The organism is Leucobacter chironomi DSM 19883 (assembly GCF_000421845.1).
In the GTDB taxonomy this organism is placed as follows: Bacteria; Actinomycetota; Actinomycetes; order Actinomycetales; family Microbacteriaceae; genus Leucobacter; species Leucobacter chironomi.
In genome coordinates, this window is sequence record NZ_ATXU01000007.1 from 63,859 (window position 1) to 89,823 (window position 25,965).

Here is a 25,965-nt window from a genome sequence, read left to right on the forward strand (position 1 = left end):
GAGCTCAGCCCGGCCTCAGCCGAGCGCGGCGAGGATCGCCAGGTGGTCGCTGTCCCCGGTGCGCAGCGTCTGCGCGCCCGAAACCTCGAAACCGCGCTGGTAGACGTGGTCGATTCTGGCCAGCGGGAACGCAGCCGGCCAGGTGAACCCGAAGCCGCCCGCCTCCTGCCGGGGCTCATCGAGCTGCGCGCGGATCGCAGCGAGCGCGGGATCCGTCGCGGCAGCGTTGAAGTCGCCGATCGCGACCACGCGCTCCGCGCCATCCTCCGCGATCGTGTCGCCGAGCGTGCGCAGCATCGTGTCGCGCGCCGACTGCGAACCCGGTCGCAGCGACGCCGCGTGAATCACATACACCTCGATCGGACCATCCGGAGCCGCCACCTGCGCGGCCAGCGCCCGCCGCCAGCCCAGACCGAGATCGAGCGGGTGCGCCTCCACGATGGGCAGCGTGCTCCAGAGCCCCACGGTCCCCACCAGATACGAGTAGGGATGGCTGTCGGCCAGCTCGGCGATCGCCTGCTCACGCGACTCGGCGTCGAGCTCGGTGAGCGCGATGAGATCCGCACCCCGCTGCTGCAGCGCCCGCGCCGACGCATCCGCGGTCGCGGAACCCGCCTGCACGTTCTGGCTCGCCACGACGAGGTTGCCGTCGGTCTCCCAGGCGGATCCCGTGATCGCCGCGGGCAGCCACGTGATCGACGTCGAGACCGCGAGCGCCCAGACGAGGACCGGCACCACCGCGATCCAGCGGCGGCCCCGCACGCGCAGTGCGGCGAGGGCGAGCAGGAGCGCGGGGATCCAGAGCCACGGCAGCAGCACCGCGACGGCGGTGCCGACGATGCCGGGCACGAAGCCCAGCAGCACCAGCGCGATGAACGCCGTCGCGCCGATCGCGGCACCCGCGCGACGGCGCGAGCCGCCGGGGCTGCGACGGGGCGCCGGAAGATCTGCGCTGCGGGGGAGGTGGCTCACTCGGAAGATCGTAGAGCCGCGCGCCTCGAAGCACGCTGACCGTGGGCAGCCGGGCCCCGCGCCCGGCAGCTGTGCCCGGCGGCTTTGCGCCCGCCGACCCTGTGCCCGCGCAGATCTTCCCCCGGCGACGCCCCGCGGTCCATACTGTCTCCCATGGGAATCGAGGTTCGGCCGGCAACGGTCTTCGAGGATGTCGCCGCGGTCGTCGGGCCGAAGAAGCCCACCTCGAACGTGTGCTTCTGCCTGAGCTACCGCATCGGCAGCAAGGAGAACACCTCGCTGCGCGAGCCGGCCCGCTCCGCCAGAGTGCGCGAACTGTGCGAGCAGGATCCGCCTCCCGGCGTGCTCGCCTACCTCGACGGCGCACCCGTCGGGTGGGCGGCCGTGCACCCGCGCGCCGGCACGAGCTTCGCCCGCAACCGGCTGATCCCGCACGTCGACGACCTCGACGTGTGGTCGCTGTGGTGCTTCCGGGTGCGGCCCGGATATCGCAAGCAGGGCGTGATGCACGCACTCATCGAAGGCGCCGTCGCCCACGCCCGCGCGAGCGGCGCCCCCGCGATCGAGGGGTACCCCCTCGACAACGGAGCCGAACGGGTGAACCTCACCATGGCCTACGTCGGCACCCGGAGCCTCTTCGAGTCGGCGGGCTTCGAGAAGGCGGCCGACACCCGATCGGTGCTCGACGGCTTCCCACGGGTGCTCATGCGGTTGCCCCTCAACTGACCCCGCGAGCCCCGCACTGCGCGGCTCCCACCGCTTGGCTCCCGCGGCGAAGCGGGCTCGAGAGGCGGATATTGCAGGCGGATCGACGAGAACTCGTGCGAAATCCGCCTTTCGGCCGCACTGAGCGCCGGCCGCGGTGGGCGCGGCCCGCGGTGAGCGCTGCCCGCGGTGAGCACCGCCCGCGGTGGCGGGGCTACCCCCGCAGACGGTGCTCGGCGAAGGCGACCGCGCGCGGCAGCCCCGCGAGACGCCCCTGCTCGGCGAGCACTCCGGTGACGAGCTCTTCGGGCGCGGGGTGCCACGGCAGGTCGGCCAGGTAGGCCTCGTGCGCGCTGAGCGACGCGACGGCTCGGCGCTCGGCCGCCTCGTCGACGGGCACGCAGTGCGTGGCGCGGGCGCCGGTGAGCAGCAGCCGCTGCACGCCCCACGGCGCCAGATCCTCGTCGTGCAGCAGCTCCGGGAAGACCCAGCGGTTGTCTGCGTCGCGGGCCGCGTCGATGGCGGCGAGGCCGGCGGCCCGGTGATCCGCATGGTCGAAGCCCCAGGCCACTTCGAGCTGTCCTGACCCGCACACCACGGCGTCAGGGCGGAAGGCGCGGATCTCCCGGGCGATCGCGCGCCGCAGCGGGAGACCGTACTCGAGCACGCCGTCGGGGAAGTCGAGGATCGTGAGCCGCTCCACACCGACCGCGTCGCAGGCCGCCCGCTGCTCGCGGGTGCGCAGCGGGCCGGCCTCTTCGGGGGGCCGCTGCATTCCGGCCTCGCCCGCGGTGAGCAGCAGGTAGCCGACTTCGATGCCGCGGGAGGTCCAGTGGGCGACGGCTGCGGAGGTGCCGTATTCGGCGTCGTCGGGGTGCGCGACCACGACGAGCACCCGGCCGAGCCCCAGCTCGTCGAGCAGCGGGAGCGGTTCCGCCGCGGGGGCCTGCAGTGCGTCCTCGGTGTCCATGGCCTCAGCCTAGGCATGAATGCGGCGCGTCGAACAGGGGGTAGGGAAAACCGGAAGCGTTCTCTCCGGATCTCTCGGTGTCGCCGCCAGCGGGCCACGGCCTAGCTTAGAACCATGACATCACAGACATCGCTGCCCCAGGGGCAGCCGGCCCCCGGACAGCCGCCGGTGCCGCCCGCCCCGGCCCCCCAGGCCGCGGCTCCGCAGGCCACGCAGCAGCTGCCCCATCTCCCCGCGGGCGCCGCCCCCGGAGACCCCGCGCAGCCGGCCGTCCCCGGGGCCTCGGCCCGGGCCGAGGGCTCGCCCGCCCGCCGCCCGCCGCTGCGCATCGTCATGACGATCCTGCACCTCGCCGCGGTCGGGGTTGTCGGCTTCACCGTGATCGGGCTGCTCTTCGGGGCGCTCGGCACGGGCCTCGGGCTGCTGCTGGTGCTCGGCATCGGCGCGGTCGTGCTGGTGGGCCTCGTGTACGCGCTGTTCGGGATCGCCTGGTTCGAGACGCATCGCGTGAGCGGCCTGTACCACCTGGAGACCCCCGCGCTGCGCTGGACCCCGCAGGCGGGGCAAGGCTTCAAGGCGTGGCTGCGCGCGCTCGGCCGGCAGTCGGTCGACGGACGCATGTGGCGCGCGCTCGCGAACTTCGGCATCGCGAGCCTCATGGGCGTCGCGGTGCTCGGTCTGGCGCAGGGCTTCGTGCACTCCGTGATCTCGATGTTCCGCACCTTCACGGTGTGGTGGCAGCCGGGGTTGCTGAGCGCGCTGCTGTGCGCGGTCGGCATCGTGGGGCTGGCGCTGCTGCACCGGCTCATCTCGGTCGCCATCGTGGGCGCCGATGTGAAGGAGGAGCAGCTCAACGCTCAGGTGCGCACCAGCACCGCGCAGCGCGAGGGCGCTGTGCGCGCCGCCGATGTCGAGCGCACGCGCATCGAGCGGGATCTCCACGACGGCGTGCAGCCGCGCCTCGTGTCGGTGGGGATGACCCTCGGTCTCGCGCAGCAGAAGATCGACACGGATCCCGAGGCCGCGAAGGCGCTCGTCGCCGAGGCGCACACCTCGACGAAGGCGGCGATCACGGAGCTGCGCCAGCTGGCGCGCGGCATCTACGCCTCCGTGCTCGACGACCGCGGCCTCGATGCGGCCCTGTCCGCGCTCGCGGCGCGATCCCACGTGCCCGTGCTGCTCGACGTGCGTCTGCCGTCGCGCTGCAGCCGCACCGCCGAGGCCGCCGTCTACTTCGCGATCGCCGAGTCGCTCACCAACGCCGCGAAGCACTCGCGCGCCAGCGAGTGCCGCGTGGTGGTGCGGGTGCGCGAGGGCGGCATCCTCTGGGCGCGGGTCGAGGACAACGGCGTCGGGGGAGCCAGTGTGCTGCCCGGGGGCGGAATCGATGGCGTCATGAACCGGGTGCTCGCCGCGGGCGGCACCACTCGACTCGACAGCCCGCAGGGCGGTCCGACCACCCTGGAGGTGAGTGTGCCATGCGCATCCTGATCTGCGAAGATTCCGTGCTGCTGCGCGAGGGGCTCGTGCGCCTGCTCGAGCACGGCGGCCACGAGGTGGTCGCCGCCCTGCCCGAGGCGAGCCGGCTGATGGAGCGGGTGGGCGAGACCGATCCGGATCTCTGCATCCTCGATGTTCGTCTGCCGCCGACGTTCACGGACGAGGGGATCCGCGCGGCTATGGAGCTGCGCCGCGCACGTCCCGGGCTCGCGGTGCTGGTGCTCTCGCAATACGTGGAGGAGCGGTACGCGAGCGATCTGATCACGGGCCAGGGCGGGGCCTTCGGGTATCTGCTGAAGGATCGCGTCGCCGATGTCGGCGAGTTCATCGAGTCGGTGGAGCGGATCGGCCAGGGTGCGACCGTGCTCGATCCGGAGGTGGTCGCGCAGTTGCTGACCCGCCGCAGCCGCGACGACCGCATGCGCTCCCTCACCGATCGCGAGCGCACCGTGCTCGCGGCACTCGCCGAGGGGCGGTCCAACCAGGCCATCGCGGCGCTGCTCTTCCTGTCGGAGGCGAGCGTCGAGAAGCACATCACGGCGATCTTCCAGAAGCTCGGGCTCGACGCGGAGGAGGGCGGCAACCGCCGCGTGCTCGCCGCGATCGCGCACATCGAGAGCACGGCGGCTCCTGCGCCCGGTCTCCCCGGCGCCCCTACGACCACCCACACACAGACGGGACCACTCTCATGACCAGCAACAACGGGCCTTCCGCGCCCCGATCGACCGCGGCCACCACGATCACGGTCGTCGCGGCCGTGGTGGGCGGAGTCGTGCTGTTCGGGGCTGCCGTATCGAGCACGCTGAACGCGTTCGGCGCCTTCGCGCCGCGGGTGGGGATCCCGTTCGACGAGCAGCTCAGCCTCTCCCGCGACATCGTGGACGACCTCACCGACGATCTGTCGGGGAACGGCGCCGCCGGTGGTTCCGCCGAGCGTCGGGACGGCACGAGCGGCACGGGCCCCGCGGAGGAGCTGCGCGCGCCGGTGTCGGGCATCACCGATCTCGAGATCGAGGCCGCGGCGTCGTCGTTCACGCTCGAGTTCGGCGACGTCGACGAGGCCGTGCTGGTGGTGGAGCGCAGCGCGGATCGCACGGGCGAGTGGACGATGCGCAACGACGACGGCGAACTGGTGGTGGAGCGGGCTCAGGGATCCCGTACCGCGGGCTGCGTGTTCGGCTGCGGGGAGCGCGGCGGGCGCGAAGACGTCACCCTCACGCTGCCGCAGAGCCTCGGCGAGACCGGCGAGCTGAACGGCGATCTACGGGTCGTCGGCGGTGAGCTGAAGGCTTCGGGCGCGTTCGCTCAGCTGGATCTCGAGGTCGGCGCCGGCAGCCTCGTCTTCACAGGGGCCGCGACGGAGCTCGACCTCGGGGTGCAGGCCGGCGGCGCCGAGGTCGAGGTCGCCGACGTGCGCACGGCAAAGGTCGAGGTCGAAGCCGGTGAGGCCGTGGTCAGGCTGACCGGGAGCGCGCCGAAGCTCGTCGAGGTCGAAGCGACCACCGGCAGCGCCGATCTGCGGTTGCCGCCGGTCGAGTACCGGGTCGACGCCCGCGGCGAGCTCGGCGAGATCGACAACAGGCTCGCGTCGAACGAGCAGGCGAAGCACGTGGTCAAGGTGCGGTCGTCTCTCGCCGAGGTGACGCTGCGCTGAGTTCGTCAGCGGCCGGGCGGCCGGGCGGCGGACGCCGTCCGCCGCTCCCGATCCGCATCCGCGAGCCCGTCGCCCCTGCGAACAGCAGGGGCGACGGGCTCGCGGTGCATCGCGGCGCCGGTCTCGCGCGACGACTCGCGGAAGCGCGGGCCCGGGGAATGGGTGCGCGACACTCGTAGAATGGCGGCATGGCGCAGTGGCGGGAGGACGTGCTCGGCGCCGGGTTCGAGTGCACCGACCTCGAGCTCGGCAGCGACGACGAGGGTCCGCTCGTCGCGACGCTCGTGCGCGCGATGCCGGATCGCCGCCCCTGGTACGAGCGGATGTTTCACGGGAAACGTCGGCTCGACGGCGTCGACGTGCTCTACGTGCACGGCTGGTCGGACTACTTCTTCCAGCGCGATCTGGCCGCATTCTGGACGAGCCGCGGTGCCCGCTTCTTCGCGCTGGACCTGCGCAAGTACGGCCGCAGCCTGCGCGAGGGGCAGACGCCCGGTTACATCGAGGATCTCGACGATTACCACGTCGAGATCGAGGCGTCCCTCGCGGTGGTGGGGGAGGGCGAGTCCGAACCGCGGCCCCTGGTGCTGTTCGGGCACTCGACGGGCGGTCTCGTGCTCAGCCTGTGGGCCGCGGAGCATCCCGGTCGGGCGGCCGCGCTGGTGCTCAACAGCCCGTGGCTGGAGTTCCAGCTCGCCAGCACGGGCCGACAGGTGCTCATGCCGCTGCTCAACCTCGGCGCGCGCACCAACCCCCACGAGGTGGCCCCGCAGCTCGACTACGGCTTCTACACGCGGGCTCAGCGCGAGGTGGGGCCGCTCGACGAGCTCGATCTCATCAACCCGGCCTGGCGGCCCGAGCGCACGCACGCGGTGCGCGGCGGCTGGTTGCGCGCGATTCTGGAGGGACACGCTCGGGTGAGCCGGGGGCTCGGGATCGCGGAGCCCGTCGAGGTGCTGCTCTCGGCGCGTACGGCGATGCCGCTCAAGTGGAGCGACGAGCTGACGCGGGCCGACTCGGTGCTCGACGTCGACGAAGTGGCGAAGGCCGCGCTGAAGCTGGGCTCGACGGTGACGGTGGATCGCATCGACGGCGCCCTGCACGACGTCTTCCTATCGAGCGAGCCGGTGCGCGCGGAGGCGTACGCCCGCCTGGATCGCTGGCTCCGCGGATGGCGGGCGGCCGGCTGACGGGTGCGCAGCGCACCGGGCCGTTGCGCGCGGCGGGATCGCAGCGCGACAGGCTAGGCTCGTAGCATGGATCTTCGAGTGGCCGCCTACGCGGTGGTGGAACGCCGCGGCAAGATCCTGCTCACCCACTGGCGCCGCGGTCATCTGCACGGCTGGACGCTGCCGGGCGGGGGGCTGGAGGCCGGCGAGGATCCCCGTGACGCCGTCGTGCGCGAGGTCTTCGAGGAGACCGGGCTTGAGGCCCGGGTGGGCAAGCTGCTCGGCGTCGACTCGCGCGTCATGGTGCGCGAAGAGGTGCCCGAGGGCACCGATCCGGAACTGCACACGATCCGCATCGTCTACCGGGCCTCGGTGAAAGACGGCCCGCTGCAGCACGAAGTCGACGGTTCCTCAGATGAGGCGCGCTGGGTCGCGATCCGCGAGATCCGTTCGCTGCGCACGCTGTCGCTCGTGCAGACGGGCATCCGCATGGCCGGCATCACCGCGCGCCGCAGCCCGGCGAAGTCCGGCGGCAAGGCGGGCGCACGCCAGACCGGCAAGTCCACCAAGCCCCGCAAGTAGCCGCTGCTCCGGCTTGACGGGGCTTTCGCCCACCAGGGTGATCCCGGCGACTCGGCTCAACCCGCTTGGCCCGCCCCGGTCGGTGGCCGAGACGCAGAACGGGCGGTGCCGGATCACGAGGATCCGGCACCGCCCGTTCGCGGAACGCTGCCGATCAGTTCTCGGGAGCGACCCAGAGATCTTCGTCGGTGCGGAAGGCCTGCCACAGCGCATATCCGACGCCGGCCGCCGCCGCGAGACCGAGGCCCAGCGCGATGATGCCGCCTGCGCGGCGCTTCTTCGTGGGCTTGAGGTAGCCGGTGCGCTCGCCGAAGCCGCGCACCTGCTTGGCTGCATCGTGGTTCTCGATCTCGTCGAGCGTGCGGATGGTGCGGGTGAGTGCCGCGGCGACGAACGGCGCGGTGAAGCGGCGCACGTTCTCGGCCGAGCGGCGAGCGCTCGTCACACCGCGCTCGATGGTCGGGCGTGCCGTCTCGACGGCGCGGTCGATGCGGGGCTGCAGGTGCTCGTCACTCAGTCGTCGCGCCTGGTGCCCGGCGGAGTGCAGCACGTCTCCGGCGTGGCCGAGGACGACGCGCTGCTGATCGAGCAGCTCCTGGGCGTCCTTGCGCAGACGGCGGAGTTCGCGGCGGCGCTTGCGTGAGAGTTTCATACCTGTCCTCCTAGCTCGGCGAGGCAATGCTCAGAGCGACATCGCTCGTATCTCAACGCTACACCGAACGACGACCGTCGCGCGGCCCGGGGCTGCCCGCTTGCCCCCGATTCCCAGTTGACGGTAGGCTCTGCCGCTCGTGCCGCCGCCCTGCGTGTCGGCGGCCGCGCCTAGACTGGTCTGCATGAGCATTCACACCTCCGTAGCCACCATTCACACCAACCACGGCGACATCGTCATCAACCTCTTCGGCAACCACGCCCCGAAGACGGTGAAGAACTTCGTCGACCTCGCCAACAAGGGCTTCTACGACGGCGTCATCTTCCACCGCATCATCCAGGACTTCATGATCCAGGGCGGCGACCCCACCGGCACCGGCACCGGCGGCCCCGGATACACCTTCGACGACGAGATCCACCCCGAGCTCGCCTTCAACACGAAGTACCAGCTCGCCATGGCGAACGCCGGCAAGCGCCCCGACATGACCGGCCGTCTCGCGGGCACCAACGGTTCGCAGTTCTTCATCACCACGACCGAGCCCGCCTGGCTGACCGGCAAGCACACCATCTTCGGCGAGGTCGCCGACGACGCCTCCAAGGCCGTGGTCGACGCCATCGAGTCGGTGGAGACCGGTGCGATGGACCGCCCCGTCGAGGACGTCGTGATCACCGGCGTCGACATCGTCGAGGCCTGAGCTCAGTGGTGGCGAACGGCTCGGGGCCGACGTTCGGCGAGCGCGTCGAGTACGGCCCCGACGATGTCTGCTACCGCCACCCGAGAACGCACAGCTTCACGCTGTGCCAGCGCTGCGGCCGCACGATCTGTCCTGAATGCCAGGTCGTGTCGGCCGTCGGCGTGCTGTGCCCCGAGTGCGTGAAGCAGACCCAGGCCGGTGCCGCCGGGCGCGCGGCCCGTTCGGCCCGGGTCACCGGCCGTCGGCTCGCGGCGCTCGACACCCCGGTGACGTACGGCATCGTGGCGGTCAACCTCGTGGTCTTCGTGCTGCAGCTGCTGAGCCGCTACTTCTTCTCCGACGGGGTGACGCGCGCGCTCTGGTACATGCCGATCTACTCGGTGCCGGAGTCGGTGTCGAGTCAGCTCTTCAGCGACGTGGGCTTCGAGCCGTGGCGCATGCTCACGGCGACCTTCACGCACTCGACGGGCTTCCTGCTGCACATCCTGTTCAACATGTATGCGCTGTGGCTCTTCGGCCGCAACCTCGAGCAGCTGATGGGGCGCGTGCAGTTCCTCGTGCTCTACCTGCTCGCGGGACTCGGCGGGTCGCTGGCCGTGATGCTGTGGGTGTATGCGGATCCGAGCACCGTCATCGTGCCCACGGTGGGCGCGTCGGGTGCGATCTTCGGGGTGCTGGGCGCGACCGCGGTCGCGTTCCGGGCCGCCGGCGTGAACGTCGCGTCGCTCGTGGCGCTCATCGCGATCAACTTCGGCATCGGGCTGCTGCCGGGGGCGAACATCTCATGGCAGGCGCACCTCGGCGGCATGATCGTGGGCGCGCTCACCATGTGGCTGCTGGTCTCGAACCGCGGGCCGCGCAAGCGCACGCAGCGGATCATCTCGCTGGTGGCGGTCGGCGCCGTGCTCGTGGGGTTGAGCTTCGCCTACTTCGTCGTGCTCCCCTGAATGGATCGCCGGTGACACGCACCGCGACACGACTGAGGCCCCGGCGATGCCGGGGCCTCAGTCGGTTATCCACAGGTATATCCCCAGCTGGGGAGGAATTACACCGGTGTGATTGCAGCGGGATCGGGTCGACCGCGTGCCGATACCGCTCGCGAGAGCGCGGGTGCGACGGCTACTTCCACCAGGGGGTCATGAGGAAGCCGACCAGCACCAGGCCGAAGCCGACGAAGATGTTGGCCTGGCCGAGCGCCGGAACGGGCAGCTGCAGATTGGTGCTCGTGATGTAGTAGAGCACGATCCAGATCAGGCCCAGCAGCATGAAGCCGAACATCACCGGCTTGAACCACACCGGGTTCGGGGCATCCTTGCGCGACGAAGCGATCTCCGCTCGATCCTGAGCGAGCTCCGCCGACTTGCGCTTGCTTACGTTCTTCCCAGCTGCTGCCATGCCGTCGATTCTACCGGGATTCCGGCTCGCCTCAGCCAATCGCTCTAGAATGTGGAGCGTGATGGAGACCCGCGACAGGCGAGGCCGACGCCGACGGGCCCGTTTGAGCCCGCTGACCGTGATCGGCGAACTGCTGCTGCTCGGCGGCCTGGGAGTGCTCGGGTACATCATCTGGCAGCCGTGGCACACCGGCGTCGGGGTCACCGCGAAGCAGGCCGATCTGTCGGCCCAAGACTCTGCGCGGTGGGATGCCGAGCAGACGGCGCAGCCCTACGACGGGGTGGTGCCGGTCACCGCGAGGCCCGCGAAGAGCGAGGTGTTCGGGGTGCTGCGCGTGCCGGCCTTCGGCACGACCTACGCGAACCGGGTCGCCGAGGACACCGACTGGTGGACGGTGCTCAACCTCGACGACAAGGGCATCGGCCACTACATCGACACCCAGATGCCCGGCGAGCCCGGCAACGTGGCACTCGCGGGCCACCGCTCCGGCCCCCTCATCAACTCCTTCCGCGAAGTGATGAGCCTGCGCGTGGGCGACCCGCTCTTCCTCGAAACCGCCGACGGGTGGTACACCTACCGCTTCCGCAACATCGAGTACGTGCTGCCCGACGAGGGCGACGTGCTCAACCCCTTCCCGAAGCTCGAGGGCGAGCCGGGCACCGACCAGATCCTCACCCTCACCACCTGCCACCCGAAGTGGGCCGGCAGCGACGAGCGGGCCATCGCCTACTCCGTGTTCGAGTCGTTCCAGCCGCGAGCCGATGGCCCCCCGGCCGAGCTGCTCGAACTCAACCCCACGATGGAGGGTCACCAGGCCCTGAGAGGAGACCAGGAAAGCTGATGTTCTCACTGCTCTGGCGCTTCTTCCCCGGCCCCGCCTGGCTGCGCGTGATCGTGCTGCTGCTGGCCGCCGCCGCGCTCGTCTACGCGCTCATCGCCTACGTCTACCCGTGGGTGGCAATCGAATTCCTCGAACCGGAAGAGGTGACGGTCGGAACATGACGAACATCCTGATCATCGACAACTACGACAGCTTCGTCTACACCCTCAACGGGTACCTGCAGCAGCTGGGCGCCTCCACGCGGGTGATCCGCAACGACGAGGTGAGCACGGGCGAGCTCGAACAGCTCGTCTGCGAGTACGACGGCGTGCTCATCTCGCCCGGCCCCGGCACCCCCGCCGATGCGGGCGTTTCGATCTCGATGGTGGGCATCGCGCTGCGCACCGGTGTGCCGGTGCTGGGCGTGTGCCTCGGGCACCAGGCCATCGCCGAAGCGCTGGGCGCCACGGTCACCCACGCCGACGAGCTGATGCACGGCAAGATCTCGCGCGTGCGCCATTCGGGCGATCGCTTCTTCGAGGGCGTCGCTCCCGAGTTCAACGCCACGCGCTACCACTCGCTCGCCGTCGTGCGCGACACGGTGCCGGAGACGCTCGTCATCACCGCTGAGACCGCCGGCGGCATCGTCATGGCGCTGCGCCACCGGGAGCTGCCGATCTACGGGGTGCAGTACCACCCGGAGTCGGTGCTCACGGAGGGCGGCTACCAGCAGCTCGGCAACTGGCTCGCGGTCGTCGGGCTGCCGAACGCGGCGATCATCGCGCAGAGCCTGTCGCCGCTGCTGAAGGCCTGAGCCCGCGCTCGTTCCTCGCACTCCGCGAAGAGCGAGCCCCCGGCACGCAATGCAGCGGGGCCCGGATCCGAGATGGATCCGGGCCCCGCTTCGTAGTGCCGGTGGGAGGCGTCCTATGCGGCGCAGTACGTGATTTCGATCGCCGAGCCCTGCTGCTGCTCGCCCATGATCGACTGCCCGTTCACCGGGTAGTTGCCCTGGGACGGGCAGGTGTCCGGGGTGTAGGTGACCGTGAGGCCGAGCCCGTCCATCATCGATCGGGCCACGTCGAGCGGCTGGCCGATGATCTCGGGAACCTGCACCTTGCCGCTCGAGATCGTCAGCTCGACGCTCGACCCCGACTGCAGCTCGGTGCCGGGTGCGGGCGTCACCTCGAGCACCCGGTTCGCCGGGGAGAGCGGATCGTCCACACTCGTGACGAGGCCCACGGTGAGGCCGAGGTCGGCCAGCGCCTGCTTGTAGTTGTCGAGCGTCATGCGGTCGATGTCGGGCACCGCCGCCGTGACGGGTCCCGTAGAGATGTAGAGCGTGACGCGCTCGCCGCGGCTGAGCATCGTGCCCGCCTCGGGATCGGACGAGATGACGTGCCCCGCCGCGACCTCGTCGCTCGTCTGCTCGATCGGGATCGCCGTCAAGTCGTGCTCGCTCAGCAGCGTGATGGCCGCCTCGCGTTCGAGGTCGACGAGCTGGGGCACCTCGCGCGAGGTGTCCGGCAGGAAGGTCTGCGGAGCGAGCGTCACCAGCCAGAAGACGACGGCGATGATGATGGCGCCGATCGTGAGGATCGCGGCCCAGGTCCACATGACGGGCGGGCGGCTCTGCGTGCGAGCGCCACCGCCCCCCTCCGAGAGCTGACGCAGCGCCAGATCCGACTCGGTGACCTCATTGCCGCCCGTGAACAGCACCGTCTCGGGCTGCTGCAGCAGAAGCTTCGGCATCTGGCCGCTCGCGGCGGTGCGCAGCGCGTCCCGGAACTCCGAAGCCGACTGGAAGCGCTTCGCGCGATCCTTCGCGAGACCGTACAGCACCACGCGATCGAGTTCAGCGGTGACCTCGGGCTTGCGCTCGCTGGGAGCTTCGGGCCGCTCGCTCACGTGCTGGTAGGCGACGGCCACGGCCGTGTCGCCGCGGAACGGGACGTCACCGGTCAGCAGTTCGTAGAGCAGCACCGCCGTCGAGTAGAGGTCGGTGCGCGCGTCGATCGACTCGCCCTTCGCCTGCTCCGGTGAGAAGTAGGCGGCGGTGCCGAGGATCGCAGTGGTCTGCTGCAGCGTCGACGAGGTCTCGGAGACGGCTCGCGCGATCCCGAAATCCATCACCTTGACCTGGCCGGTCTTGGTGATCATGATGTTCGCGGGCTTGATGTCCCGGTGCACGATGCCGGCGCGGTGCGAGTACTCCAGCGCGGTCAGCACCGAGTCGACCACGCGGCAGGCCTCGGCCTGCGAGAGCGCCCCCTCCGAGACGAGCTGGCGCAGGTTCGTGCCCTCCACGTACTCCATCACGATGAAGGGCAGGCGCTTCGGCCCGTCGGCGGTCTGGATCAGGTCGTCGCCGGCGTCGAACACGCGCACCACCGTGGGGTGGGCCATGCGCGACGCCGACTGCGCTTCCTGGCGGAAGCGGGAGCGGAACTCCTCGTCGCCGGCCAGATCCGCCTTCATCACCTTGATGGCGACCTGCCGCCCGAGCTTGGTGTCAGTGCCGCGGTACACCGTGGCCATGCCACCCTGGCCGACGAACTCCCCGATGGCATAGCGCCCGGCGAGGATGCGCTGTTCGCCGCCACTTGGCGTCTCCGGCATGTCCACCTCTTCCGTGCTCATAGATGTTCCCAGTGTATAGGGGCAGGTGCTGTGCAGGATCCCGGTGAACGGGCCCCGCAGCGGTCGATTACGGGTTGTTGGACCCGTTGCCGCCGCTGTTCGGCGGAGCCTTGACGGTCACCGTCAGAGCGGGCGAAGCGGGAGCCTCGCGCACCACGCCGGCGCTGTTCTGGCAGGTCGCCGAGTAGGTGACCGTGATCGTGCCGTTCTCGTCGCCCGGGTTGAGGGTCTGCGCCTGCAGATTCGCGGTCGCGCCGGAGACGCCCGCGAGCGAGCCCGCGCCGGTGACGCTCACCGCGTAGTTCTGCACGGTGAAGTTCGTGGGGCAGAAGCTCTGCGCCGTCGCGAGCTGCGCGGTGAAGGCCTGACCCGAGTTCACCTCAGGGTTCGCGGTGGTCGGCGCGGCCGGCTGGCCCGCCTGCCCGAACGCCACGTTGTAGGTGAGCGTGATCGGCTGATCGAAGGGCACCTTGTCGCCCGTCGGGTTGACGGCCGTCACCAGGCCGACCTGGTCGTCCGGCGCCGCGTTCCCCTCCTGCGGGGAGACGTTCGTGAAGCCGAGACCGGCGAGGTAGCCGACGGCCTCCTCGATGTTCTTGCCGATGAGCGCCGCGTTGTCGACCACGCCCGTGGTGGGCGGCTTCGTGGTCGTGGGCTTCTTCGTGGTGGTCTTCGGCGTGCTCGTGGTGGTGGTCGGCTTCTCGTCGGCGTTGTTCTGGTTCATCAGCGCGACGGCCGTGCCGACGCCGATGATGAGCAGCAGCGCGAGCAGCGTGATGAGCGGCCACGTCCACGGACTGCGCTTCTTCTTCCGCGGCTCCTCGCCGTCGCCGTCCGCCGGGTCGGCCGTGAACGCCGCGGTCGCCGAGGTCTGGCCGGGCAGCGCCGTGGTCTGCGGCAGGGCCGTCGTCGCCGCGTCCATCATCCGGGTCTGCTGCGGCAGCGCCGTCGTAGCGGGCTCCGTCTCTCCCAGCACCTGGGGCACGTAGCTCGCGGCGAGACGCACGTCGCCGCGGTGCAGCGCGGTCGCCGCCTGCGCGAGCTTCGCCGCGGTCTGGGGCCGACCGGCCGCATCCTTCGCGAGGCAGGCCATCACCAGGTTGCGCACGGGCTCGGGCACGTCGACGGGCAGATCCGGCGGGGTGTCGTTGATCTGCGCCATCGCGATCGCCACCTGCGACTCGCCCGTGAAGGGGCGCTTGCCGGCGAGGCACTCGTAGGCGACAACGCCGAGCGAGTAGATGTCGGTCGCCGGGGTCGCGGTGTGACCGCTCGCCTGCTCGGGCGCCAGGTACTGCACCGTGCCCATCACCTGACCGGTCGCCGTGAGCGGCACCTGATCCGCGATCCGGGCGATGCCGAAATCGGTGATCTTGACGCGGCCCTCGGGCGTGATCAGCAGGTTGCCCGGCTTGATGTCGCGGTGCACGAGCCCGGCGTCGTGGGCGGCCTGCAGCGAGGTCGCGGTCTGCGCCACGATCCCCAGCACCCGGTTCGCGGGCAGGCGGCCCTCGCGCTCGATGATCGCCGAGAGCGGCTCACCCGGCACGAGCTCCATCACGATGTAGGCCGAGCCCTGCTCCTCGCCGTAGTCGAAGACGTTGGCGATGCCCTCGTGGTTCACGAGCGCCGCGTGACGGGCCTCGGCGCGGAAGCGCTCGAGGAACCCGGGGTCGCCCATGTACTCGTCCTTGAGGATCTTGATGGCGACGGTGCGGCCGATGATGCTGTCCGTCGCCTTCCACACCTCGCCCATACCACCGACGGCGATCCTCGAGCTCAGCTCGTAGCGTCCGCCGAATGTGATCCCTGCCGCTGGTCTCATTCGCTCAACACCGCTTCCATTACTCGTTTTCCGACTGCTGTGGGCAGATCGTATGATCCGCCCTCAAATCCAAATGCCTCGCCGCCGCCGTTGGCCACGACCACCGCCACCGCCACCTTCGGGTCGTCGACCGGTGCGAAGCCCGTGAACCACAGGGTGAACGGCAGCTCGTTGCCCGCCTCATCCTGACCGTTCTCGGCCGTGCCCGTCTTGCCCGCGACCCGAACGCCCTCGATGCCCGCATTCTTCGCGAGCCCTTCGGGGTTCGAGACGCCGTGCTCCATCATCTCAGCAACCGCATGCGCCGTATCGCTTGAGATGGGCTTCGAGAACTCGGTGGGCGAGAACTCGCGCTCCACGCGCAGATCCGGGGTGATGACCTTGTCGACGAGGTAGGGGCTCATGACCACGCCGTCGTTCGCGATACCGGCCGAGACCATCGCCATCTGCAGCGGGGTGGCCCGCACGTCGAGCTGACCGATCGCGGAGAGCGCGACCCCGGCCTGGTCGGCGGGAATCGGGGCCTGGCTCGGGGTGACGGTGAGCGGGATCGACAGGTCCCGGCCGAACCCGAAGGCGTTCGCCATGTTCGGCACCGCGTCGCGATCCATGCTCATCGCGAGCTCCGCGATGGGGATGTTGCACGAGAGCACGATCGCCTGCTCGAGCGTGGCCTTGCTGCCCGATCCGCAGGTGGTGCGTGAGGCGTTCTGCATGACCGCGGTCGACTGCGGCAGCGTGAGCTGGGCGGGGTTGTCGAACTCGGTGCTCGGGGTGGCGTTGCCGGCCTCGATGGCGGCCGCGGCGACGAGCAGCTTGTAGACGGAGCCCGGGTGGTACAGGTCGCCCGCGATCGCGCGGTTCTGCAGCGGCTGCGCGGGGTCGTCGTCGAGCTGGCGGTAGTTCGTGATGATCTCGGCGTCGTCGTTGGTCGAGAGGAGGTTCGGATCGTAGCCGGGCGTCGACACGAGGGCGAGGATCCGGCCGGTCTCGGGGTCGATCGCGACGACCGCGCCCTCGAAGCCGTTCTCGGCCATGGCGGCGGCTGCGGCCTCCTGCACGGCGGGGTCGATCGTGGTCTCGACGGAGCTGCCCTGCGGCTCGACGCCGTTGAGGGTGTTCATGATGCGCGTGAAGAACTGCGCGTTGCCGATGCCCGCGAGATCCTGATTCATGGCGGCTTCGAGGCCGGAGGCGCCCTGCAGGTGCGAGAAGTAGCCGGTGACCGGCGCGTAGAGCGGCCCGTTCGAGTACTGGCGGATGAAGCGGAACGAATCGCCCGTGGGCGTGGAGAACGCCACCGGCTCGCCGTCGACGAGGATCGAGCCGCGCTCGATCTTGTAGCTGTTCTTGATGGTGCGCCCGTTGAGCTGGTTCGCGCGCAGATCGTCGGCCTGCACGAACTGGATCATCGTGACGGCGAAGAACAGCACCAGGAACATGGCGAACACGGTGCGGGTGATGAACTTGAGCTGCTTGTTCACGAGCGGATCACCAGCTTCGGTCGGTTGCGCACGGAGTTCGAGAGCAGGATCAGCAGCGCGATGATGATCCAGTTCGAGACGAGGGAGGAGCCACCGGCGGCGAGGAAGGGCGAGGTGAGACCCGTCAGGGGGATCACCCGGGCGACGCCGCCGACGACGATGAAGACCTGCAGCGCGATGGTGAAGGCGAGGCCTGCCGCGAGCAGCTTGCCGAAGTCGTCCTGCCCGGCGAAGCCGATCCGCAGGCCGCGGCCGATGAGGAGCAGGTAGGCGGCCAGGATCACGAACAGGCCGATGAGCCCGAGCTCTTCGCCGAGGCTCGGGATGATGTAGTCGCTGAAGGAGAGCGGGGTGTCGGCCGGGTAGCCCTGGCCGAGGCCGGTGCCGGTCATACCCCCGTTGGCCATGCCGAACAGGCCCTGCACCATCTGGTGACTCGCACCGTGCGGGTCGGCGAAGGGGTCGAGCCAGTTCGCGAAACGGCGGTTCACGTAGTCGAGGGTCTGGCTGGCCACGAGACCGCCGGCGAGGAAGAGCCCCACGCCCAGCACGATCCAGCCGACGCGGCCGGTCGCGAGGTACAGCATCGACAGGAACAGGCCGAAGTAGAGCAGCGAGGTGCCGAGGTCGCGCTGGAAGACGAGCACCGACATCGCGGCGAGCCAGAACACGAGGAGCGGACCGAGATCGCGGGCGCGGGGGAAGCGGATCCCGAGCACCTTCTTGCCCACCATCGAGAGGGCGTCGCGGTTGCGCACGAGGTAGCCGGCGAAGAAGATCGCGAGCAGGATCTTCGCGATCTCGCCCGGCTGGAACGAGAAGGAGCCGATGTGGATCCACACCCGCGCCCCGCCGATGGTCTTGCCGATGCCCGGCAGCATCGGCAGCAGCAGCAGGATCACCGCGCCGAGACCCGTCAGGTAGGTGTAGCGGAAGAGCACCAGGTGATTGCGGATCACGAGCAGCACGACGATCGCTGCGACGACCGCGACCGTCGACCAGAGCAGCTGGCGCACCGGATCCGCCCCGCTGTCGTCGAAGGAGATGCGGTAGATCATCGCGACGCCGACCATGTTGAGCATCGCGGCGATCGGCATGATGAGCGGATCCGCGTCGGGGGTGACGCGGCGGATGGTGACGTGGAGCGCCAGGAGCGCGACGATGAACGGGATCCCCGTGGGGAGGAGCGTCGTGCTCGGCGCGCCGTCGACGGTGAGGTCGATGATCACTACGGCGGCGATGCCGATCGCGATCGCGAACAGCAGGAGCGACAGCTCGAGGGCCTGCAGCTTGCGGGGCGCCCGCAGCGCGGTGATGCGCTGCAGCACCGTCTCGCTGGTGCGGGTCTTCTCGAAGGTGCGCGGCTCCTTGCCGGCGCTGGCGTCACTCATCGTGCACCCCCAGCCGCAGCACGATGTCGCGGGCCTCCTCGAGCGAGGCGGCGCTGAGCGTGCGCTTCACCTGCCGCTGCTCGAGCCCGTCGAGCTCGGAGAGGGGGATCTCGGTGTTCTCGGCGGTCGAGTAGAGCGAGAACGACCCGATCTCCTGCTGCACGCCCCGGTAGATGATGACGGTCTCGCCGTCGGTGCCCACGAAGTAGCGGCTCTGCGTCCACTGGTAGCCGAACAGCACGGCGCCGCCGATGGCGAGCAGCACCGCCACGGCGCCGAGCGCCCACAGCAGGCGACGGCGCTTGTTGCGGCGCTTCGTCTCCGCCATGAGCTCGGCGAGGTACTCGTCGACGCGAGGCTCGAAGTGGCTCTCCTCGATCTGCGGCGGGCGGCGCACGGTGCGCCGGCGGCCCATGAGGCGGGTGCGGGCGGTGGTGACGGCGCCGTCGCGGGAACCCGCGGAGGTCGCGGCCGAACCGGCGAAGCGGCGGTTCGAGGGGGTCTGGGCCTCCTGGGCGGCGCGCGCCGCCTGATCGAGCACGTCGGTGAGTTCGACGGTGTCGGTGGAGGACGCCGCGGTGGTCTGCCCGGGGGCGGCGGGAGACGGCTCGGCGGCGACCGGCTCGGGCACGGTCTCGACGAGGACCACGGTGACGTTGTCGGGGGCGCCGTGCGCGAGGCTCTTGTCGATGAGCGCGTCGACGGCGCCCTGCAGCGAGACGCGACGGCGCAGGATCTTCTCGATGTCGGAGTCCTCGACGTAGCCGCACAGGCCGTCCGAGCACAGCAGCCAGACGTCGCCGGGGCGCGTATTGAGCACTTCGGTGTCGACCTGGGGCGAGGACTCCACGTCGCCGAGCACCCGCATCAGCACCGAGCGGCGAGGGTGCACCTTCGCCTCGTCCTCGGTGATCTTGCCGCTGTCGACGAGGCGCTGCACGAAGGTGTGATCCTTCGTGATCTGCCGCAGCTCGTTGTCGCGCAGCAGGTAGAGGCGCGAGTCGCCGATGTGGGCGAGCGCGAGCCGATCGTCGACGGTGATGAAACCGGTGAAGGTGGTGCCCATGCCCGCGAGCTCGGGCCGGTCCTTGACGGTGCTGCGCAGCTTCGCGTTGGTGTCGAGGATCGCGGAGCGCAGGGTGTTGGTGGTCGCCTCGGCGCTGCCGGCTGGTGCGACGTCGAAGTCGGCCATCGTCTTCGCGGCGATCGCGGAGGCGACGTCGCCTCCCGCGTGTCCGCCCATGCCGTCGGCGACGAGGAAGAGGTAGTCGCCCGCGAAGCCGGAGTCCTGGTTGTTGGAGCGCACCATCCCGACATGCGAGCCGATGGCGCTTTCGTAGCCGACCGTCACGCTCAGGGCCTCAGCTCGAAGGTGGTGGTGCCGATGGTGACGGGCGTGAACAGGGGAACCTGCACCGGCCTGGTGACGCGGGTGCCGTCGAGGCGGGTGCCGTTCGTGGAGTCGAGGTCGGTGAGGATCCACTCCTCGCCGCTGCGGGCGAGCCTGGCGTGGTAGGTCGAGGTGTACTCGTCGACGATGACGAGCGTCGAGTCGCCGCTGCGCCCGATCGTGAGGATGTCGTCGTCGAGGGGGATGGAGGTGCCGCTCGCGACGCCGGAGGTGATGACGAGGTTCCGCGCCGGGCCGGATCCGCCGGCCGACGGGACGGGGTGCGCGGGGGCGGCGGGCGCTTGGGCTGCGGGTGCGGCCGGGGCCGTGACCTGCAGCGAGGGCTGGGGCACCGGATTGCCGTTGCCGTCGGTGCGGAGGCGCCGCACCGGGGCGCCGAAGAGGTCGCTGCGCAGTGCGTAGACGATCGCGAAGATGAAGAACCAGAGCAGCAGCAGGAAGCCGATGCGCAGGATCAGCAGGGCGAGTTCGCTCATAGTCCCCTCCAGAAATCTTCGTCGATGCCGGGGGTGGCGCCCGCTGACGGCGGTGGTGCTGCGGCGCTCGGGGGCGGTGCAGCGGGCCCGCCGTCAGCGGCGGGCGACGGGGACGCGGGCCTGGGATCCGCCGCAGCCGGACGGGCCGGCCGGCTCGCCCGACCCGGGACGAGCTGGAAGCGCAGCGCGGTCTGCCCGATCGTGATCACGATGCCCTGCGAGAGCGCCGCCTCGCGGAAGCGCTGCCCGTTGATCTTCGAACCGTTGGTCGAGCCGAGGTCGCGGGCGAGGCCGGCGGCGCCGTCCCAGACGATCTCGAGGTGCTTGCGGGAGGCCGCGGTGTCGCCGATGCGGATGCCGCAGTCACTGCCGCGGCCCACGGTGGTGGTGCCGCGGGGCAGTTCGTGGCGGGCGCCGTCCACGTCGATGACGGCGACCCAGTCGACGGAGCCCTCCACGCGGGAGGCGTCGATCTCGAGCACGCCCGTGGTGAGCGCGCTGTCGGGTCGCACCTCGACGTCGGGCTCGCCGAGCAGCTGGTAGCGCTGCTGCTTCGCGTGCTTCGCGACGACGCCGCGCAACTCCTGCTCGAGGGTCTCGCCGAGGGCGCGCAGGCGATCCGCGTCCTTCTGCGAGACGCGCACGATGAAGCGGTTCGGGGCGAGCACCCGGTCGCGGTCCACGATCACGGCGCCGATGTCGAGTTCGCGCTTCAGCGCGGCGGCGATCTCGACGGGTTGCACGCCGGAGCGGAAGGTGCGGGCGAATGCGCCGTTGACGGCGCGCTCGAGCCCGCGCTCGACGCTGTCCAGGATGCCCACGTGCTGCGCTCGCCTCTCTGCTCCGGTCGGATCGCACGCCGATCGGCTGCGACTTCCGCTTTAGTGTATCCCGCAGTTTAGCCCGCTTTGGTGTGAGGGCTGCGGTGCTGCTAAGCTTGCAGAGTTGTCCGAGCCGCAAGGCCGGAAGACGACTCGCGCGAGTGGCGGAATTGGCAGACGCGCTGGCTTCAGGTGCCAGTGCCCGCAAGGGCGTGGGGGTTCAAGTCCCCCCTCGCGCACGAGTTCACAGAAGCGGGCCGGATCTCTATGGAGATCCGGCCCGCTTTGTCGTGTGCGGGTGTTGCGCACCTCGAAAGCCTCCGAGGCCCCGGCGCGTGTGAGACCGATGAGGGCGGCGTCGGAGAGCGACGATCGGTTGCTCCGGGACGAGCGAGCAGTCTCCGGATGGGGTGCGCCAAGATTACGAGAATGTAAAGCTTTACATAGTTCTCTCGGAACGGCTTGACTCCGGCCGGATCGCCGCGTAGCGTCTCATGTACACGTTTACACAACTCCCAGTCGTCCGTAATCAAAGGAGATCAATATGCACGACTACAGCGCTCGTTCCCTGCGGCGGCCCCTCGCCGTCGGAGCGGCCCTGCTGAGCATCGGGTTGCTCGCTTCCTGTTCCTCAGCCGCCCCCGACTCCGGTGGCACGGACGACGCGGGCGGCGAGACCCAGAGTGTCGCCCTGTCCCTCGACTGGAGCACCTACGTCGCCTATCACGCCCCGTTCGCCGTCGCGGCCGAGCAGGGCATCTGGGCCAAGCACGGCCTCGACGTCACCGAGACGCTGCCGGGCGGCTCGGGCGACGCGGCGGTCGAAGTCGGCACCGCGAAGACCGACATCGCCTGGGTCGACCTCTCCACGGCCGCCGCCTCGATGCTGCAGGAGGTGCCGATCACCGCGGTCGCCAAGGTGCAGGACAAGAACGCCAGCGGCCTCACGGTGCTCGAGAGCACCACCCTCGAATCGGCCGACGACGTCGTGGGCATGCGCATCGGGTCGACGCCCGGCGGATCGGACTCGACGCTCATCGGCGCGTTCCTGAACGCCAACGACATCGGCGAAGACGAGGTCACGATCGTCAACCTGCCCGCCAACGGCAAGTTCCCGGCGCTGATGACCGGGGAGGTCGACGCGATCAGCGGGCAGGTGTACTTCTACTCGAGCAGCGCCGAGGCCGAGGGGCAGCAGGCGCACGGCTTGTCCTTCTCCGAGATGGGCCTCAACGTGCTCGACCACGGCTTCATCGCGAACGACACGTTCATCGAGCAGAACCCCGAGGCGATCAGCAGCTTCCTCGCCGCCTACCGCGAGGCGCTGCAGATCACGATCGACGATCCCGCAGCTGCGTGCGCGACGCTCGTCGAGCGGTCCGACGGCGAGGTGCTGCAGGACTCCTGCGAGACGCAGCTGGACCTCTGGCTGCCGCTGACCACCGACCCCGCCGCGGCGAACTGGGGCGAGAACACGAGCGAGGAGTGGCAGGAGACGGTCGAGGTGCTGACCACCTACGGCGACGCGACGGGCACCCGCGATCCCGCCACGATGTTCACGAACGATCTGCTGCCGAGCGATTGAGGAGCCGATGAAACCGATCGAGATCACCTGCGAGCACGTCACCAAGCGGTATCAGGCGCGCAAGACCGAGGTCGTCGCGCTCGATGATGTGACGCTGCACGTGCAACCCGGCGAGTTCGTGTCGCTGCTGGGACCGAGCGGCTGCGGCAAGACCACCCTGCTGCGACTGATCGGGGGCCTGGAGCCGACGACCCGCGGCAGCCTGCTGATCGACGGATCCGAGGTGAGCGACTCCCACCCCGAACTCGGCATCGTCTTCCAGACCGACCTGCTGATGCCGTGGCGAACGGTGCTCGACAACGTTCTGCTGCAGGCCGAAGTGCGCAAGACCCGCTCCAAGCAGACGGAGCAGCGGGCCCGCGAACTGCTGGCCCAGGTCGGGCTCGACGGCTTCGTCGACAGCTATCCGAACGAGCTCTCCGGGGGCATGAAGCAGCGCGTCGGAATCTGCAGAGCGCTGCTCCACCACCCCCGGCTGCTGCTGATGGACGAGCCGTTCGCCGCGCTCGACGCCATGACGCGCGACCAGATCTCCATGGATCTCTCCGAGCTCGCGGCCACCACGGGTACCACGATCGTGTTCGTCACGCACTCGATCCCCGAAGCCGTGTTCCTGTCGGACCGCATCTACGTGATGTCGCCCCGGCCCGGGCGCGTGGTGGCCGAAGTGGAGGTGGGCATGCCGCAGCCCCGGCAGCTCCACCATCGCCTGGAGGGGGCGTTCACCTCGAAGGTCGCCGAGGTGACGGAGATCTTCGAATCCCTGGGTGTGTTGAGCGGCGGACAGAGAGGAATCGGCGATGACTAGATCGAACGACGGCACGGTCGCCGTGCAGCTCAGGAGCACGCCTGCGCGGCGCCGCGGGAAGGCGGGACCCGGCAGCACCTGGCTGCGACGCGTTCCCTGGCTCGCCCCGGTTCTGACGCTGGTGCTGCTGGTCGTGCTCTGGGAGGTCGCGGTTCGCGCGGCGGAGATCCCGAGGTTCCTGCTTCCCGCCCCCAGCGCCGTGTGGGATTCCATGATCGAGAACTGGAACGTGCTGATGAAGCACGCCGGGGTGACGCTGCTCGAAACGATGATCGGCTTCGTGCTCAGCGTCGTCGTCGGGGTCGCGCTCGCCGTCGTCATGGTCATGTGGCCGCTCGCGGGAGCGGCGGTCTTCCCGATCCTGGTCGCCTCGCAGGTGATCCCCAAGGTCGCGATCGCTCCGCTGATGGTGGTCTGGATCGGCACCGGCGTCACCACCTCATCGCTCATCGCCTTCGTGATGGCGTTCTTCCCCGTCGTCGTCAACGCGACGCTCGGCATGAAGTCGGTGAACGACTCGTCGATCGACCTGCTGCGCTCGATGCGGGCGACGAAGTGGCAGGTGTTCCGCTTCCTCCGCTTCCCCAACGCGCTCCCGTACATCATGACCGGCATGCAGCTCGCGGTCGCCTTCGCCATCGTCGGCGCGATCGTGGGCGAGTTCGTCGGCAGCGAAGCGGGCCTCGGCTACCTGCTGATCGTGACGCAGGGCAACCTGCGCACCGATCTGCTCTTCGCCGCCCTGGTCGTGCTCACGGCACTCGGGCTGCTGCTCTACTACGGGGTCGAGCTGCTCGGAAAGCTCTTCCTGCGTCGCCGGGGCTGACGTCCGGCGCCGGCAACCGTCTCGAAGTCGCTCATCCAGAGAAAGGGAATCCCTACAGTCATGCAGACATCCAACGATCGTGCATCGAACCGGATCGACCGGACCGAGTTCCATTCCGTGCTCGACGAGCAGCAGCGGGTGGGCCCGCACCGTGCTCCCCTCGTCGACCCCGGCAGCGGCGCCGAGTGGGGCGCGGTGAGCTGGGCGCTCGAGCACGTAGAGGAGGCGGTGGATCTCGCGGACCAGGCGTATCGTGCGGGATCGTGGGCGCGAGCCAGCCGCACCGCCCGTGCGGACGTGCTCGACGCGATCGGGCGCGGCGTGCTGGAACGCGTCGATGAGATCGCCGTGCTGGAGACGCTCGCGAACGGGAAGCCGCTCGCCGCCACCCGCGCGGAGGTGGCCGTCAGCGCGCGCTGGTGGGAGTACTACGCCGCGCTCCTGCGCACCCTTCGCGATGAGAGCCTCGAGCTCTCGGAGAGCAAGCAGGCGCAGCTGTCCCAGGAACCGGTGGGCGTCGTAGCCCTCGTGACCCCGTTCAACGGTGCGTTCTCGCTCGGCACCTGGAAGCTCGCGCCGGCGCTCGCCGCGGGCAACTCGGTGGTGGTCAAACCGCCGCTCAACTCTCCCGCTTCGACCGTGATCCTGCAGGAGGTGATGCAGCAGGCGGGACTCCCGCGAGGCATCGTGCAGATCCTGCAGGGCGGGGCCGAGGTCGGCTCCGCGCTGGTCGAGCACCCCGGGGTGGGGATGGTGTCGTTCACCGGCAGCACCGGCGCCGCAGGCAGCGTGGGGCGAGCGGTGTCCGGGCGTCTCGCCAGGTTCGTCGCGGAAGCGGGCGGGAAGTCGGCGCATATCGTGTTCGAGGACGCCGACATCCGCGACGCGGTGACGGCGGTCGTGCAGGGCGGCTTCTCAGGCACCGGGCAGACGTGCGTCGCCGGTTCGCGAGTGCTCGTGCACCGGTCGATCGCTCAGGAGTTCACCGCCGAGCTGCTGCGGCGGATCTCTCTGCTGCGGGTCGGCGATCCGTTCGACGCGCAGACGCACCTCGGCCCGATCGCGTCCGCCGCGCAGCACTCGAGGATCCGGGACCTCATCGACCGGGCGATCTCGGACGGCGCGGAGCTGCTCGCGGGGGGATCGACCCCGCCCGAGGTGCCCGAAGGGCTTCAGGGCGGCTACTGGGTCGCGCCGACGGTGCTCAAGGTCGACGACCACCGCGCCATGATCTGCCAGACCGAGGTGTTCGGGCCGGTGCTCGCGGTCGTCGAGTTCGACGACGAGGCGGAGGCGATCGCGCTGGCCAACGACACGGACTTCGGCCTCGCGGCCGGCTTCTGGACGCGGGATGCAGCGCGCATCCACCGTGTGAGCCGGCTGCTGCAGGCGGGAACGGTCTGGGTGAACACCTACCGCGGCATGGACTGGCAGACCCCGTTCGGCGGCTACAAGCACTCGGGCATCGGCCGCGAGAACGGACTCGAGGGACTGCGGGAGTTCCAGGAGACGAAGGCCGTGGTGCAGGAGTTCGGCCGGGCTGCGGATCCCTTCGGCCTCGCACCCGCTCATCAGTGAACGAAGA

At 70.0% G+C, this 25,965-nt stretch carries 26 protein-coding genes and 1 tRNA gene; 16 read left to right on the plus strand and 11 right to left on the minus strand.

The genetic code is table 11. The features are described from left to right. Window positions 1-15: 15 nt before the first annotated feature. Entirely contained in the window at window positions 16-972 is a 957-nt protein-coding gene (locus tag H629_RS0109075) for an endonuclease/exonuclease/phosphatase family protein (protein ID WP_024356954.1), read from the minus strand. A gap of 153 nt (window positions 973-1,125) precedes the next feature. Here H629_RS0109075 and H629_RS0109080 point away from each other — a divergent pair, with 153 nt between their 5' ends. Beyond that, complete coding sequence (locus tag H629_RS0109080) at window positions 1,126-1,698, plus strand: GNAT family N-acetyltransferase (RefSeq protein ID WP_024356955.1); 573 nt, start codon at window positions 1,126-1,128, stop codon at window positions 1,696-1,698. A gap of 193 nt (window positions 1,699-1,891) precedes the next feature. On the opposite strand, the gene H629_RS0109085 is transcribed toward H629_RS0109080, so the two are convergent. Further along, window positions 1,892-2,647 (minus strand): PIG-L deacetylase family protein, encoded by a 756-nt coding sequence (locus tag H629_RS0109085; protein ID WP_051137860.1) that lies wholly within the window; start codon window positions 2,645-2,647, stop codon window positions 1,892-1,894. Between the two features lie 114 nt (window positions 2,648-2,761). On the opposite strand from H629_RS0109085, the gene H629_RS0109090 reads away from it, so the two are divergent. From H629_RS0109090 to H629_RS0109110, 5 genes are all read left to right on the plus strand, one after another. Continuing rightward, entirely contained in the window at window positions 2,762-4,138 is a 1,377-nt protein-coding gene (locus H629_RS0109090; protein WP_029746794.1) for a sensor histidine kinase, read from the plus strand. Next, window positions 4,126-4,839 (plus strand): response regulator transcription factor, encoded by a 714-nt coding sequence (locus H629_RS0109095; RefSeq protein WP_024356958.1) that lies wholly within the window; start codon window positions 4,126-4,128, stop codon window positions 4,837-4,839. Before H629_RS0109090 ends, H629_RS0109095 begins: the two co-directional genes overlap by 13 nt. Further along, window positions 4,836-5,801, plus strand: a complete 966-nt coding sequence (locus tag H629_RS15385) for a hypothetical protein (protein WP_024356959.1) — start codon at window positions 4,836-4,838, stop codon at window positions 5,799-5,801. Before H629_RS0109095 ends, H629_RS15385 begins: the two co-directional genes overlap by 4 nt. Before the next feature lie 188 nt (window positions 5,802-5,989). Continuing rightward, a complete protein-coding gene (locus tag H629_RS0109105) occupies window positions 5,990-6,991 on the plus strand; it encodes an alpha/beta hydrolase (RefSeq protein WP_024356960.1) in 1,002 nt (333 codons plus the stop codon). A 66-nt stretch (window positions 6,992-7,057) separates the two neighbouring features. Next, entirely contained in the window at window positions 7,058-7,552 is a 495-nt protein-coding gene (locus H629_RS0109110) for an NUDIX hydrolase (protein WP_024356961.1), read from the plus strand. A 154-nt stretch (window positions 7,553-7,706) separates the two neighbouring features. Here H629_RS0109110 and H629_RS0109115 read toward each other — a convergent pair whose 3' ends face one another. After that, the gene (locus tag H629_RS0109115) at window positions 7,707-8,204 is read right to left on the minus strand and encodes a hypothetical protein (RefSeq protein WP_024356962.1); all 498 of its coding nucleotides are present in this window, start codon (window positions 8,202-8,204) and stop codon (window positions 7,707-7,709) included. 184 nt (window positions 8,205-8,388) lie between these two features. On the opposite strand from H629_RS0109115, the gene H629_RS0109120 reads away from it, so the two are divergent. Beyond that, window positions 8,389-8,898, plus strand: coding sequence for a peptidylprolyl isomerase (locus H629_RS0109120; RefSeq protein WP_024356963.1), 510 nt, complete (start codon window positions 8,389-8,391; stop codon window positions 8,896-8,898). Window positions 8,899-8,903: 5 nt separating this feature from the next. Then, the gene (locus H629_RS0109125; protein ID WP_240471084.1) at window positions 8,904-9,845 is read left to right on the plus strand and encodes a rhomboid family intramembrane serine protease; all 942 of its coding nucleotides are present in this window, start codon (window positions 8,904-8,906) and stop codon (window positions 9,843-9,845) included. A 172-nt stretch (window positions 9,846-10,017) separates the two neighbouring features. On the opposite strand, the gene H629_RS0109130 is transcribed toward H629_RS0109125, so the two are convergent. Then, entirely contained in the window at window positions 10,018-10,293 is a 276-nt protein-coding gene (locus H629_RS0109130; protein ID WP_024356965.1) for a cell division protein CrgA, read from the minus strand. Window positions 10,294-10,354: 61 nt separating this feature from the next. On the opposite strand from H629_RS0109130, the gene H629_RS0109135 reads away from it, so the two are divergent. The 3 genes from H629_RS0109135 to H629_RS0109145 are packed head-to-tail and all read left to right on the plus strand — an operon-like array spanning window position 10,355 to window position 11,927. Beyond that, window positions 10,355-11,134 (plus strand): class E sortase, encoded by a 780-nt coding sequence (locus H629_RS0109135; protein ID WP_051137862.1) that lies wholly within the window; start codon window positions 10,355-10,357, stop codon window positions 11,132-11,134. Next, the gene (locus tag H629_RS15500) at window positions 11,134-11,295 is read left to right on the plus strand and encodes a hypothetical protein (RefSeq protein WP_164884474.1); all 162 of its coding nucleotides are present in this window, start codon (window positions 11,134-11,136) and stop codon (window positions 11,293-11,295) included. Before H629_RS0109135 ends, H629_RS15500 begins: the two co-directional genes overlap by 1 nt. Next, window positions 11,292-11,927, plus strand: coding sequence for an anthranilate synthase component II (locus tag H629_RS0109145; protein ID WP_024356967.1), 636 nt, complete (start codon window positions 11,292-11,294; stop codon window positions 11,925-11,927). Before H629_RS15500 ends, H629_RS0109145 begins: the two co-directional genes overlap by 4 nt. Window positions 11,928-12,040: 113 nt before the next feature. On the opposite strand, the gene pknB is transcribed toward H629_RS0109145, so the two are convergent. From pknB to H629_RS0109180, 7 genes are all read right to left on the minus strand, one after another. Then, complete coding sequence (gene pknB, locus H629_RS0109150) at window positions 12,041-13,753, minus strand: Stk1 family PASTA domain-containing Ser/Thr kinase (RefSeq protein WP_024356968.1); 1,713 nt, start codon at window positions 13,751-13,753, stop codon at window positions 12,041-12,043. A gap of 67 nt (window positions 13,754-13,820) precedes the next feature. Next, complete coding sequence (locus H629_RS14155; RefSeq protein ID WP_024356969.1) at window positions 13,821-15,578, minus strand: protein kinase domain-containing protein; 1,758 nt, start codon at window positions 15,576-15,578, stop codon at window positions 13,821-13,823. Further along, complete coding sequence (locus H629_RS0109160) at window positions 15,575-17,062, minus strand: penicillin-binding transpeptidase domain-containing protein (RefSeq protein WP_024356970.1); 1,488 nt, start codon at window positions 17,060-17,062, stop codon at window positions 15,575-15,577. Before H629_RS0109160 ends, H629_RS14155 begins: the two co-directional genes overlap by 4 nt. Then, window positions 17,059-18,453 (minus strand): FtsW/RodA/SpoVE family cell cycle protein, encoded by a 1,395-nt coding sequence (locus tag H629_RS0109165; RefSeq protein ID WP_024356971.1) that lies wholly within the window; start codon window positions 18,451-18,453, stop codon window positions 17,059-17,061. The genes H629_RS0109160 and H629_RS0109165 overlap by 4 nt, the downstream gene beginning before the upstream one ends. Then, window positions 18,446-19,804, minus strand: coding sequence for a Stp1/IreP family PP2C-type Ser/Thr phosphatase (locus H629_RS0109170; RefSeq protein WP_029746798.1), 1,359 nt, complete (start codon window positions 19,802-19,804; stop codon window positions 18,446-18,448). Before H629_RS0109170 ends, H629_RS0109165 begins: the two co-directional genes overlap by 8 nt. A 2-nt stretch (window positions 19,805-19,806) precedes the next feature. After that, entirely contained in the window at window positions 19,807-20,340 is a 534-nt protein-coding gene (locus tag H629_RS0109175; RefSeq protein ID WP_024356972.1) for an FHA domain-containing protein FhaB/FipA, read from the minus strand. Further along, entirely contained in the window at window positions 20,337-21,161 is an 825-nt protein-coding gene (locus H629_RS0109180; RefSeq protein ID WP_024356973.1) for an FhaA domain-containing protein, read from the minus strand. Before H629_RS0109180 ends, H629_RS0109175 begins: the two co-directional genes overlap by 4 nt. Before the next feature lie 155 nt (window positions 21,162-21,316). Between H629_RS0109180 and H629_RS0109185 the strand changes: the two genes are divergently transcribed. The 5 genes from H629_RS0109185 to H629_RS0109205 all read left to right on the plus strand — a co-directional run bounded on the left by H629_RS0109185 (window position 21,317) and on the right by H629_RS0109205 (window position 25,958). After that, window positions 21,317-21,400 (plus strand) — tRNA-Leu (locus tag H629_RS0109185). A 305-nt stretch (window positions 21,401-21,705) separates the two neighbouring features. Then, the gene (locus H629_RS0109190) at window positions 21,706-22,746 is read left to right on the plus strand and encodes an ABC transporter substrate-binding protein (protein ID WP_024356974.1); all 1,041 of its coding nucleotides are present in this window, start codon (window positions 21,706-21,708) and stop codon (window positions 22,744-22,746) included. A gap of 7 nt (window positions 22,747-22,753) precedes the next feature. After that, window positions 22,754-23,554: an ABC transporter ATP-binding protein gene (locus H629_RS0109195; protein ID WP_024356975.1), complete on the plus strand. Its 801-nt coding sequence runs from the start codon at window positions 22,754-22,756 to the stop codon at window positions 23,552-23,554. Further along, a complete protein-coding gene (locus H629_RS0109200) occupies window positions 23,547-24,380 on the plus strand; it encodes an ABC transporter permease (RefSeq protein WP_051137864.1) in 834 nt (277 codons plus the stop codon). Before H629_RS0109195 ends, H629_RS0109200 begins: the two co-directional genes overlap by 8 nt. A 60-nt stretch (window positions 24,381-24,440) precedes the next feature. Continuing rightward, on the plus strand, window positions 24,441-25,958 hold the full coding sequence (locus H629_RS0109205) for an aldehyde dehydrogenase family protein (protein ID WP_024356977.1): 1,518 nt from the start codon (window positions 24,441-24,443) through the stop codon (window positions 25,956-25,958). Window positions 25,959-25,965: the final 7 nt, after the last annotated feature.